Here is an 11730-nt window from a genome sequence, read left to right on the forward strand (position 1 = left end):
CGCGATGCCGTGCAGCAGCCGATTCCTGCAGTGGTGGCGTTTCCGCAGCGTATCCCGTCCATGGACCTCCCGGTTGATCCGACCGGCTACGGCTACCGCCGTGGTCCGTTTTCGCGCGCCCGTGCGCGACGATCGGTGACCCTGCGCTAGCGCCGGTGCCGTCCCCTGGCGGGCGGCGCGGCGGGACGATGGAACGGGTGGGGCGGGTGCCCCTCCAATGCTTCCCGGACAACAAGAGCAGGCGGGGTAGTCGAGGTAGACCCGCTGCTTATGGCTTTCCTCGAAGGAGACTGGTCATGCAACTCAATGATGCCAAGCTGTTCCGCCAACAGGCCTACATCGACGGTTCCTGGGTGGACGCCGACAGCGGTCAGACCATCAAGGTCAACAACCCGGCCACCAACGAGATCATCGGCAGCGTGCCGAAGATGGGCGCCGCCGAAACCCGCCGCGCCATCGAGGCCGCCGACAAGGCCCTGCCGGCCTGGCGCGCGCTGACCGCCAAGGAGCGCGCCAACAAGCTGCGCCGCTGGTTCGAGCTGATGATCGAGAACCAGGACGACCTGGCCCGCCTGATGACCATCGAGCAGGGCAAGCCGCTGGCCGAAGCCAAGGGCGAGATCGCCTATGCCGCCTCCTTCCTCGAGTGGTTCGGCGAAGAAGCCAAGCGCATCTATGGCGACACCATCCCCGGCCACCAGCCGGACAAGCGCATCATCGTCATCAAGCAGCCGATCGGCGTCACCGCGGCCATCACCCCGTGGAACTTCCCCTCGGCGATGATCACCCGTAAAGCCGGCCCGGCCCTGGCCGCCGGCTGCACCATGGTGCTCAAGCCCGCTTCGCAGACGCCGTATTCCGCCCTGGCCCTGGCCGAACTGGCCGAGCGCGCCGGCATTCCGAAAGGCGTGTTCAGCGTGGTTACCGGCAGCGCCGGCGAAGTCGGCGGCGAGCTGACCAGCAACCCGATCGTGCGCAAGCTGACCTTCACCGGCTCTACCGAAATCGGTCGCCAGCTGATGGCCGAATGCGCCAAGGACATCAAGAAGGTGTCCCTGGAACTGGGCGGCAACGCGCCCTTCATCGTCTTCGATGACGCCGACCTGGATGCCGCCGTCGAAGGCGCGCTGATCTCCAAGTACCGCAACAACGGCCAGACCTGCGTCTGCGCCAACCGCCTGTACGTGCAGGACGGCGTGTACGACGCCTTCGTCGAGAAGCTGAAGGCCGCTGTGGCCAAGCTGAACATCGGCAACGGCCTGGAGAGCGGCGTGACCACCGGCCCGCTGATCGATTCCAAGGCCGTGGCCAAGGTCGAAGAACACATCGCCGACGCCGTGGGCAAGGGCGCCAAGGTCGTCGCCGGCGGCAAGCCGCACGCCCTGGGCGGCACCTTCTTCGAGCCGACCATCCTGGTCGACGTGCCGAAGAACGCGCTCGTTTCCAAGGACGAGACCTTCGGCCCGCTGGCCCCGGTGTTCCGCTTCAAGGACGAGGCTGACGTCATCGCCATGTCCAACGACACCGAGTTCGGCCTGGCCTCCTACTTCTACGCCCGCGACCTGGGCCGCGTATTCCGCGTGGCCGAGGCCCTGGAGTACGGTATGGTGGGCATCAACACCGGCCTGATCTCCAACGAGGTCGCGCCGTTCGGCGGCATCAAGGCCTCGGGCCTGGGCCGCGAAGGTTCGAAGTACGGCATCGAGGATTACCTCGAGGTCAAGTACCTCTGCCTGGGCGGCATCTGATTTCCCGTGGGCGCGGGGGTGGCAGGCAAGAGCCGGCAGCCACCCCCGCGCCGGCGTTTTCCGGTGGTGGCACCGGACAACCCACCCGGCGGGCCGCAAGTGCCGCGACAGTCGATCATCGTATGCTGTCGCGAGTGGCTTCTCCCCGTCTTCATCCTTTGACCCGGCCGACCGATGAGCGGCCACTGAGGAAGCTATGAGCAAAACCAACGAATCCCTGCTGCAACGCCGTCAGGCCGCCGTTCCGCGCGGCGTGGGCCAGATCCACCCGGTCGTCGCCGAGCGCGCCGAGAACGCCACCGTGTGGGACGTCGAGGGCCGCGAGTACATCGACTTCGCCGGCGGCATTGCCGTTCTGAACACCGGCCACCTGCACCCGAAAGTGGTCGCCGCCGTTCAGGAGCAACTGACCAAGCTGTCCCACACCTGCTTCCAGGTGCTGGCCTACGAGCCCTACATCGAGCTGGCCGAAGAGATCGCCAAGCGCGTGCCGGGCAACTTCCCGAAGAAGACCCTGCTGGTCACCTCCGGTTCCGAAGCGGTCGAGAACGCCGTGAAGATCGCCCGTGCCGCCACCGGCCGCGCCGGCGTGATCGCCTTCACCGGCGCCTACCACGGCCGCACCATGATGACCCTGGGTCTGACCGGCAAGGTGGTTCCGTACTCCGCCGGCATGGGCCTGATGCCGGGCGGCATCTTCCGCGCCCTGGCTCCGTGCGAACTGCACGGCATCAGCGAAGACGAGTCGATCGCCAGCATCGAGCGCATCTTCAAGAACGACGCCCAGCCGCGTGACATCGCCGCCATCATCATCGAGCCGGTACAGGGCGAGGGTGGCTTCTACGTCAACTCCAAGCCGTTCATGCAGCGCCTGCGCGCCCTGTGCGACGAGCACGGCATCCTGCTGATCGCCGACGAAGTGCAGACCGGCGCTGGCCGTACCGGCACCTTCTTCGCCACCGAGCAGCTGGGCATCGTCCCGGACCTGACCACCTTCGCCAAGTCCGTCGGCGGCGGCTTCCCGATCTCCGGCGTCGTCGGCAAGGCCGAGATCATGGACGCCATCGCTCCCGGTGGCCTGGGCGGCACCTACGCCGGCAGCCCGATCGCCTGCGCCGCGGCCCTGGCCGTGCTGAAGGTGTTCGACGAAGAGAAACTGCTGGAGCGTTCGCAAGCCGTTGGCGAAACCCTGAAGGCCGGCCTGCGCGAGATCCAGGCCAAGCACAAGGTGATCGGCGACGTCCGTGGCCTGGGTTCGATGGTCGCCATCGAGCTGTTCGAAGGCGGCGACGTGAACAAGCCGGCGGCCGAGCTGGTCAGCAAGATCGTCGTGCGTGCTCGCGAGAAGGGCCTGATCCTGCTCTCCTGCGGCACCTACTACAACGTGATCCGCTTCCTGATGCCGGTAACCATCCCGGATGCCCAGCTGAAGCAAGGCCTGGCCATCCTGGCCGAGTGCTTCGACGAACTGGCCTGATCGGCTCGTTCGGCAGTACCGGAAGAGGCCCGCGCAAGCGGGCCTTTTCTTTTTCCGGGGTTCCGCTCCGGCTGCGGCGCCGTGACGCATCTACCCCCTTGGTCGTATCGGAGAGCGGCGCCGCATCAGCTATCCTGTCCTGCGCGCGATGTCGTCCGGGCCGCCCTCTGGCAGGCGCCTTGCGACTCGGTTAAGGTGCGCGCGCATCTGCGAGAGGATCTCCATGACAGCACTCAGCGCCGCGCCGACCGTTCTGGTCGCCGCCGCCGACCCCTGGAACCGCGAACTGCTTGGCCAACTGGTGCTGAGCGTGCGTTGCGACGCGGCCATCGAATACTGCGAGGACGGTGACCAGGCCATCGATGCCTGCCGCTTGCGCGCCTTCGCCCTGGTGCTGGCCGAGCAGGAACTGGCCGGCACCGACGGCATCGACCTGCTCCGCCACCTGCGCCGCAGCCGCCGCGGGGCAAGCGCGCCGGACTTCATCCTGATCAGCGCCAAGGCCGATGGAGCCAGCGTGCGCGCGGTGCTGCCGCTGGCGCCCAGCGCCTACCTGGTCAAGCCGTTCAATGCCGAGGACCTGCGCCAGCGCCTGCGCAGCCTGCTGCTGGAGCCGGGGCAGGAAGTCAGTTGCGCCGTGCCCCGGGAGCCCACCGGCAGCCTGGCCGAGTTCCTCGCCGAGGCTCGTGATGCCGCCGAGGGCGCGCCCCTGCTGGCGGAGGTCGGCGAATCGGCGAGCCGCTGCCTGAACTGCGAAGGGGTCAGCCTGGAGCAGATGGAAGAAGAGTTCGGCCGCGACCCGCAGATCACCGCCTGCCTGATCGCCGCGGCCAACAGCGCCGCGCGACACGTCGGCATGCCCTGCCTGACGCTCGCCCAGGCGCTGGCCCGCCTTGGCCTGGCCCAGGCCTGCAACCTGGTGCTGGGGCTCAGCCTGGAGCATGCCGCGCAGCTTGCGGAGCCACGCTTGAAGGAGCGCGCCGCGGCCTTCTGGGCGCTTTCCCAGCGCACCGCGGATGCCGCCCAGGCCCTGGCCGAGAGCCTCGACGTCGACGCGCTACGCTGCTACACCGCGGGCCTGCTGCATTGCCTGGGCGACCTCGCGGTGCTGCGCACCCTGGAGGAGTGGTGCCGGCGCGGCGGAGCGCTGGATGACCAGGAGATCGACGACAGCCTCAAGACCTTCGGCGCCAGTTTCGGCTCCACGCTGCGCGCGCGCTGGCGCCTGCCGCTGGAGCTGCGCGGGCTGGTCGCCGCGTGCTACGGCATGGGCAGCGGGGTGTTCTCGCGCAAGGCGCTGGTGCTCAACCTGGCGGCCAGGGCGGCACGTTTGCCGGCTTCCCAGGCCGGGCAGTTGAAGGAAGAGAAGGCGCTGCGGATGCTTGGGCTGGGGCCGGTGGAATTGCAGTTGCTGCAGAAGTTCTGTGGCGCCGAGGAGCCAAGCGCTTCGTAGGATCAAGCGTTTTGTGCTCTTCGTAGGAGCGAGCTTGCTCGCGAATGAACCTCTGCAGCGGAGCCTGTTCGCGAGCAAGCTCGCTCCTACGAGAAGCCTTGCCCGCCGGTTGTGGTGGGAGCGGCTGTGCCGAGGCGACCTTCGTAGATACCGTGTCACCTAGCCTCGAGCAAGGGCCAGTTCCACATTGTATGGCTGGCCCGACTTGAGGACGCCATAGGCGATCTGCAGCAGCTTGCGCATGGCAGCACAGATGATCTGTTTACCCGCTTTGCCTTTCTCCTCGAGCCGTAAACGCAGTGCCCGTATCGCCTGGTTATGGCTCATGGCACAGATGGCTGGCATGAACAGGCCTGCCCGCAAGAGGCGTGAGCCGATCTTTGAGATCCTCACCTGGCCCTTGTGTTGGCCGGATTCCCTGAGCCTCGGATTGAGTCCTGCAAAAGCCACGACCGCCCGGGCACTCTCGAAGCGGCTGATTGATCCAAGTTCGGCCAGCAACAGGGCTGCAGTTTTGTCGCTGATACCCTCGATACTCGTCAGCAGATCGCGCTTGCCCCGCAAGTCAGGATCGTTGTCGATATGTTGGCGAATCGCTTCCAGCGTCTGTTCAATCTGCTGTTCCAGATGGGCCGAGACCGACAGGATCGACTCTTTCACCACGTCGCTCTTGGCGGTTTCCAGGCGGTTGATTTCCATCTGGAACAGCTCCTTGAGCTCTTCGTAGCGCCGTACCAGCGCACGGAGTTGCCGCACGCTCACCGGGTCCGGCTGCCAGAGCTGGAGATCCTCGGCATGCCGAGCGCCGTAGAGGGCGATCAACTTGGCGTCGACCTTGTCGGTCTTGACCCGTTGCAACTGGCTTTGCGCATAGCTGGCGATACGTGCCGGATTCATCACGCAGACACGATATCCCCGGGCCAACAGATAATCGCCCAGAGCTTCGTGATAGATGTTGGTGGCTTCCATCACCACCCACGCCCCTGGCTCGGCATGTTTTTGCAGCCACTGGTCAAAGACGCTGAAGCCCGACTGATCGTTGCTCAGATTGCCTTTGGTGCGGTATTTGCCATTGCTCTGCAGAACCGCAATGTCGAAAGTTTTCTTGGCGATATCCACGCCAACTACGATGGCCATAACTCCTGCTACCTCTTACAGCTTTACATCATCAGCACTCCACTCCATCCAACCTTGCCTATACGAGCTACCACCGGGGTGGGGCTCCAGATACCGTTCGGACTCACGAGTGGATTGGGAAGGCAGGAGACTATCTACAGTGCAGGCTCGTAGCCTAGGAGCGGACACGTCTTCCTGGTCTTCCTTCCGGTGATCAGCCGGAGACTACCCGCCGTTATGGCGGGTCGTCGACATACAAGGAGCGGAACTTTTCCGCGATAGCCGGACGTTCCGGCGCGATTCGCGGATGAGATCCGCTCCTACGCTGCCCCACCTGCGCCATTCCCCTGTAGGAGCGCGCCCTGCGCGCGATTCGCGGGCAGGGCCCGCTCCTACCGTTCACAGCCAGGCATGGACCGCACGCGGACAATAAAAAACGCCGCTTCCCGTGAGGGGAAGCGGCGTTCCTTTGTGGCTGACGCGCTAACCCCTCAACGCTTGGCCAGCAGTTCCCGGCCGCGCGCCACGGCGGCGCGGACCTGGGCGGGGGCGGTGCCGCCGATGTGGTCGCGGGCGTTCACCGAGCCTTCCAGTGTCAGCACGGCGAAAACGTCGTCGTCGATCTGGTCGCTGAACTTGCGCAGTTCTTCCAGGCTCATCTCGGCCAGGTCCTTGCCGCTGTCCACGCCGTATTTCACTGCGTGGCCGACGATCTCGTGGCAGTCGCGGAAGGGCAGGCCCTTGCGCACCAGGTAGTCGGCCAGGTCGGTGGCGGTGGAGAAGCCGCGGCGGGCTGCCTCGCGCATGATTTCGCGCTTGGGCTTGATCGCCGGGACCATGTCGGCGAAGGCGCGCAGGCTGTCGCGCAGGGTGTCGGCGGCGTCGAACAGCGGTTCCTTGTCTTCCTGGTTGTCCTTGTTGTACGCCAGCGGCTGGCCCTTCATCAGCGTCAGCAGGCCGGTGAGGTGGCCGAACACGCGGCCGGACTTGCCGCGCACCAGTTCCGGCACGTCGGGGTTCTTCTTCTGCGGCATGATCGAGGAGCCGGTGCAGAAGCGGTCGGGCAGGTCGATGAACTGGAACTGCGCGCTGGTCCACAGCACCAGCTCCTCGGAGAAGCGCGACAGGTGCATCATCGCCAGGGAGGCGGCGGCGCAGAATTCGATGGCGAAGTCACGGTCGGACACGCCGTCCAGCGAGTTGCCGGAGATCGCTTCGAATCCCAGCAGTTCGCAGGTGATTTCCCGCTGGATCGGATAGGTGGTGCCGGCCAGCGCGGCGCTGCCCAGGGGCATGCGGTTGACGCGCTTGCGGCAGTCCACCAGGCGCTCGTAGTCGCGGCTGAGCATCTCGAACCAGGCCAGCAGGTGGTGGCCGAAGGTCACCGGCTGGGCGGTCTGCAGGTGGGTGAAGCCGGGCATGATGGTGTCGGCTTCCGCCTCGGCCAGGCCCAGCAGGCCCTGCTGCAGGCGGGTGATCTCTTTGATGATGATGTCGATCTCGTCGCGCAGCCACAGGCGGATGTCGGTGGCCACCTGGTCGTTGCGCGAACGGCCGGTGTGCAGCTTCTTGCCGGTGATGCCGATGCGGTCGGTCAGGCGCGCCTCGATGTTCATGTGCACGTCTTCCAGGTCGACGCGCCAGTCGAAGCTGCCGGCCTCGATCTCGGCCTGGATCTGCTTCAGGCCGTCGATGATGGCGTCGCGCTCGGCGTCGGTCAGCACGCCGGCCTTGGCCAGCATGGTCGCGTGGGCGATGGAACCCATGATGTCGTGGCGGTAGAGGCGCTTGTCGAAGTCGACGGAGGCGGTGAAGCGGGCGACGAAGGCGTCGACGGGCTCGCTGAAGCGGCCGCCCCAGGACTGGTTGGTCTTCTCTACGCTCATGGATCTCTCTCGCGGAAACGGGCAGGCGCGTTCGCTGCCTGCAGGAAGGGCAAAGTCCGACGATAATAGCAGGCTGAAGGTCAAAAACGGCGTGTGCTGCGACGGGTGTGGCGGGGGAAGGATCAGGGGCGCCCCGCCCGGGCGCGGCGCAGTCGACATTTCGGTGCTCGAATTCGCCCGGCAGGCTACGAGCCGCTTGCCGAGGCGTGGAGGCTTGCGGAAACTTCGTCGATGCCAAACCAAGCCAAGACCGGCGACCAGCCGGCAACCCAAGACGATTTCTTCATTCCCGAACTGTGCCAGAGCGAAGCGCTGTTTAGCCTGGTCCTGCTGGCCGAGCTGCTGGTGCTGGTACTGGTGCTGGCCGAGCCGATGACGCCCAGTTTCAACTGGGTGCGCCTGGCCCTGGCCTCGCTGTTCGTGCAGTGGATAGTGCTGCTCTCGGCCGGCCTGCTGTGCCGCCTGCGGCCGTTGCTGGCGCGCTGGCCGGCGTGGGGCGCGGGGCTGGCCAGCTGCCTGCTGGTGGTGCTGCTGACCCTCGGCTGCACCGCGGTGGCCGACTACTACGCCCTGGGCGGGCCGCTGTCGATCAAGGGCGAGGTCAACCTGTACCTGCGCCATGCCTTGATCGCCCTCATCATGTCGGCCTTGTTGCTACGCTACTTTTATCTGCAGAGCCAATGGCGCAGGCAGGAACAGGCCGAGTTGCGCGCGCGCATCGAATCGTTGCAGGCGCGCATCCGTCCGCACTTCCTGTTCAACAGCCTGAACAGCATCGCCAGCCTGATCGAGCTGGACCCGGGCAAGGCCGAGCAGGCGGTGCTGAACCTGTCGGACCTGTTCCGCGCCAGCCTGGCCAAGCCGGGGACTTTAATTTCCTGGGGGGAGGAACTGGAGTTGGCCAGGCGCTATCTTTCCATAGAGCAGTATCGCCTGGGCGACCGGCTGCAACTGGATTGGCAGGTGAGCGGCGTGCCCGATGGCGTGCCCATCCCGCAGCTGACCCTGCAGCCACTGCTGGAGAATTCATTGATCTACGGTATCCAGCCGCGCATCGAAGGCGGCCTGGTGAAGGTTGAGGCGGACTATCGTGACGGTGTGTTCCAGCTGTGTGTGAGCAACCCGTACGACGAGTCGACGCAGACGCTGCCCACGAAGGGGACCAAGCAGGCGCTGCAGAATATCGCAGCGCGAATTGCGGCACTTTTCGGGCCAAAAGCGAGTCTCAGCGTCGAACGCCGTGACGGACGGCACTACACCTGTCTACGCTATCCATGTGCGCGTCTCATGCAGGAAGCCTGAGCTTATGAATGTCCTGATCGTCGATGACGAACCCCTGGCGCGTGAGCGCCTGGCCCGACTGGTGGGGCAACTGGACGGCTACCGCGTCCTCGAACCCTCCGCCAGCAACGGCGAAGAAGCGCTGGCGCTGATCGACAGCCTGAAGCCGGATATCGTCCTGCTGGATATCCGCATGCCCGGCCTGGACGGGCTCCAGGTCGCCGCCAAGCTGTGCGAGCGCGAAGCCCCCCCGGCGGTGATCTTCTGCACCGCCCACGATGAATTCGCCCTGGAGGCCTTCCAGGTCAGCGCGGTCGGCTATCTGGTCAAGCCGGTGCGCGCCGAGGACCTGGCCGAGGCCCTGAAGAAGGCTTCCAGGCCCAACCGCATCCAGCTGGCGGCGCTGACCAAGCCGCCGGCCGCCGGCGGCCCCGGCCCGCGCAGCCACATCAGCGCGCGGACGCGCAAGGGCATCGAGCTGATCCCCCTGGAGGATGTGATCTTCTTCATCGCCGACCACAAGTACGTGACCCTGCGCCATGCCGGCGGCGAAGTGCTGCTGGACGAGCCGCTGAAGGCCCTGGAGGACGAGTTCGGCGAGCGCTTCGTGCGCATCCACCGCAACGCCCTGGTCTCGCGCGAGCGCATCGAGCGCCTGCAGCGCACCCCGCTGGGGCATTTTCAGCTTTACCTCAAGGGCCTGGACGGCGACGCCCTGACCGTGAGCCGGCGCCACGTCGCCGGCGTGCGCCGGTTGATGCATAACCTTTGAGGGCGGCAGGCTGCAGGCTATAGGCGGCAGGCTAAGAGCATGCGGCGTAGGCGGCGGCTCTGTGGGCTTTTCGTAGGAGCGAGCTTGCTCGCGAACCGCATGGCACCGCGTTTGTTCGCGAGCAAGCTCGCTCCTACGAGAGGCCGGGCCTTGCCCTTGCGGTAGGCTCACCCGCCCAGGGCGGGGCCGAAAGCCTGCTTTGGCGTCGCAGGGGGGAAAGCCTGGGCGCCGAAGCCTGTTATCATCCCCGGCAGTCCTTTGTCCGGAATTGCCCATGTCGTCCCGCGAAATCCGAATCGCCACCCGTCAGAGCGCTTTGGCCCTGTGGCAGGCCGAGTACGTCAAGACCCGCCTGGAGCAGGCCCATCCCGGCCTGCGCGTGAGCCTGCTGCCGATGACCAGCCGCGGCGACAAGCTGCTCGATGCGCCGCTGGCGAAGATCGGCGGCAAGGGCCTGTTCGTCAAGGAACTGGAGACCGCCCTGCTGGAAGGCGCGGCCGACATCGCCGTGCACTCCATGAAGGACGTGCCCATGGACTTCCCCGAAGGCCTGGGCCTGTACTGCATCTGCGAGCGCGAAGACCCGCGCGACGCCTTCGTCTCCAACACCTACGCCAGCCTCGCCGAGCTGCCCGCCGGCAGCGTGGTCGGCACCTCCAGCCTGCGCCGCCAGGCACAGCTGCTGGCCAGCCGCCCGGACCTGCAGATCCGCTTCCTGCGCGGGAACGTCAACACCCGACTGGCCAAGCTCGATGCCGGCGAATACGACGCCATCATCCTCGCCGCCGCCGGCCTGATCCGCCTCGGTTTCGAGGCGCGCATCCGCTCCAGCATCGGCGTCGAGGACAGCCTGCCAGCCGGCGGCCAGGGCGCCGTGGGCATCGAATGCCGCAGCGCCGATAGCGAGATCCACGCGCTGCTGGCGCCGCTGCACCACGCCGACACCGCGCTGCGGGTGACCGCCGAGCGCGCGCTGAACAAGCGCCTCAACGGCGGCTGCCAGGTGCCCATCGCCTGCTACGCCGTGCGCGAGGGCGAGCAGCTGTGGCTGCGCGGCCTGGTCGGCCAGCCCGACGGCTCGCAGCTGCTGCGCGCCGAAGCCCGCGCGCCCCTGGCCGAGGCCGAGGCGCTGGGTGTGAAGGTCGCCGAAGACCTGCTGGAACAGGGCGCGGCCGACATCCTCGCCGCCGTCTATGGCGAGGCCGGCCCGCAGTGAGCCACTGGCGCCTGCTGCTGACGCGGCCGCAGGACGAGTGCGCGGCCCTGGCCGCCAGCCTCGCCGAGCATGGCGTGGCCAGCGCCAGCCTGCCGTTGCTGGCTATCGAGCCGCTGGAAGAAACCCCCGAGCAGCGCAGCCTGCTGCTCGACCTGGACCGCTACTGCGCCGTGGTGGTGGTCAGCAAGCCTGCCGCGCGCCTGGGCGTGGAGCGCATCGACCGCTACTGGCCGCAACCGCCGGCGCGCCAGGACTGGTTCGCGGTCGGCGCGGCCACTGCGGCTATCCTCGATGACTACGGCTTGTGCGTGCACCATCCGGAGAACGGCGACGACAGCGAAGCACTGCTGGCGCTGCCGGCCTTGGTGCAGGCCCTGCAGGTACCCGGGCCGCGAGTGCTGATCCTGCGTGGCGAAGGTGGCCGAGAATTCCTCGCCGAGCGCCTGCGCGGCCAAGGTGTGGTGGTGGATTATCTGGAACTCTACCGTCGCGTCCTGCCGGCCTACCCGGCGGGCGAACTGGCGCGGCGGGTGCGCGACGAAGCACTGAACGGCCTGGTGGTGAGCAGCGGCCAGGGCCTGGAACACCTGCTGTGCGTGGCCGGGGAGGACTGGCCGCAACTGGCCGGGCTACCCTTGTTCGTGCCCAGCCCGCGGGTCGCCGAACTGGCCCGGGACGCCGGTGCGCGACGCGTGATCGATTGCCGCGGGGCGAATGCCGCGGCCTTGCTGGAGGCGCTCAGGGGCGCCGACGAAGAATAATTTCCGAGCGAAGGATGGAC

At 66.8% G+C, this 11730-nt stretch carries 9 protein-coding genes; 7 read left to right on the forward strand and 2 right to left on the reverse strand.

Going from position 1 to position 11730, the window contains the following annotated elements; translation table 11 throughout:
- Positions 1 to 296: 296 nt before the first annotated feature.
- From gabD to ACTWJ5_RS01915, 3 genes are all read left to right on the forward strand, one after another.
- The gene (gene gabD / locus ACTWJ5_RS01905) at positions 297 to 1748 is read left to right on the forward strand and encodes an NADP-dependent succinate-semialdehyde dehydrogenase (protein ID WP_009615037.1); all 1452 of its coding nucleotides are present in this window, start codon (positions 297 to 299) and stop codon (positions 1746 to 1748) included.
- 196 nt (positions 1749 to 1944) lie between these two features.
- Positions 1945 to 3225: a 4-aminobutyrate--2-oxoglutarate transaminase gene (gabT, locus tag ACTWJ5_RS01910; RefSeq protein WP_009615038.1), complete on the forward strand. Its 1281-nt coding sequence runs from the start codon at positions 1945 to 1947 to the stop codon at positions 3223 to 3225.
- 223 nt (positions 3226 to 3448) lie between these two features.
- Positions 3449 to 4678, forward strand: a complete 1230-nt coding sequence (locus ACTWJ5_RS01915; RefSeq protein ID WP_444437359.1) for an HDOD domain-containing protein — start codon at positions 3449 to 3451, stop codon at positions 4676 to 4678.
- A 159-nt stretch (positions 4679 to 4837) separates the two neighbouring features.
- Here the strand turns inward: ACTWJ5_RS01915 and ACTWJ5_RS01920 are convergent, their stop codons facing one another.
- Both ACTWJ5_RS01920 and argH read right to left on the reverse strand, forming a co-directional pair.
- Complete coding sequence (locus ACTWJ5_RS01920) at positions 4838 to 5815, reverse strand: IS110 family transposase (protein ID WP_444436200.1); 978 nt, start codon at positions 5813 to 5815, stop codon at positions 4838 to 4840.
- Between the two features lie 470 nt (positions 5816 to 6285).
- Positions 6286 to 7680: an argininosuccinate lyase gene (gene argH, locus ACTWJ5_RS01925; protein WP_074978056.1), complete on the reverse strand. Its 1395-nt coding sequence runs from the start codon at positions 7678 to 7680 to the stop codon at positions 6286 to 6288.
- A 231-nt stretch (positions 7681 to 7911) separates the two neighbouring features.
- Between argH and ACTWJ5_RS01930 the strand changes: the two genes are divergently transcribed.
- The 4 genes from ACTWJ5_RS01930 to ACTWJ5_RS01945 all read left to right on the forward strand — a co-directional run bounded on the left by ACTWJ5_RS01930 (position 7912) and on the right by ACTWJ5_RS01945 (position 11710).
- Positions 7912 to 8982 (forward strand): sensor histidine kinase, encoded by a 1071-nt coding sequence (locus tag ACTWJ5_RS01930; protein WP_009615041.1) that lies wholly within the window; start codon positions 7912 to 7914, stop codon positions 8980 to 8982.
- A gap of 4 nt (positions 8983 to 8986) precedes the next feature.
- Positions 8987 to 9733, forward strand: a complete 747-nt coding sequence (gene algR, locus ACTWJ5_RS01935; RefSeq protein WP_074978054.1) for an alginate biosynthesis regulator AlgR — start codon at positions 8987 to 8989, stop codon at positions 9731 to 9733.
- Positions 9734 to 10007: 274 nt separating this feature from the next.
- Complete coding sequence (gene hemC / locus ACTWJ5_RS01940; protein ID WP_074978052.1) at positions 10008 to 10949, forward strand: hydroxymethylbilane synthase; 942 nt, start codon at positions 10008 to 10010, stop codon at positions 10947 to 10949.
- Entirely contained in the window at positions 10946 to 11710 is a 765-nt protein-coding gene (locus ACTWJ5_RS01945; RefSeq protein ID WP_444437360.1) for a uroporphyrinogen-III synthase, read from the forward strand. The genes hemC and ACTWJ5_RS01945 overlap by 4 nt, the downstream gene beginning before the upstream one ends.
- Positions 11711 to 11730: the final 20 nt, after the last annotated feature.

The sequence above is a fragment of the Pseudomonas sp. A6 genome (assembly GCF_052367875.1).
Classification (GTDB): Bacteria; Pseudomonadota; Gammaproteobacteria; order Pseudomonadales; family Pseudomonadaceae; genus Pseudomonas; species Pseudomonas citronellolis.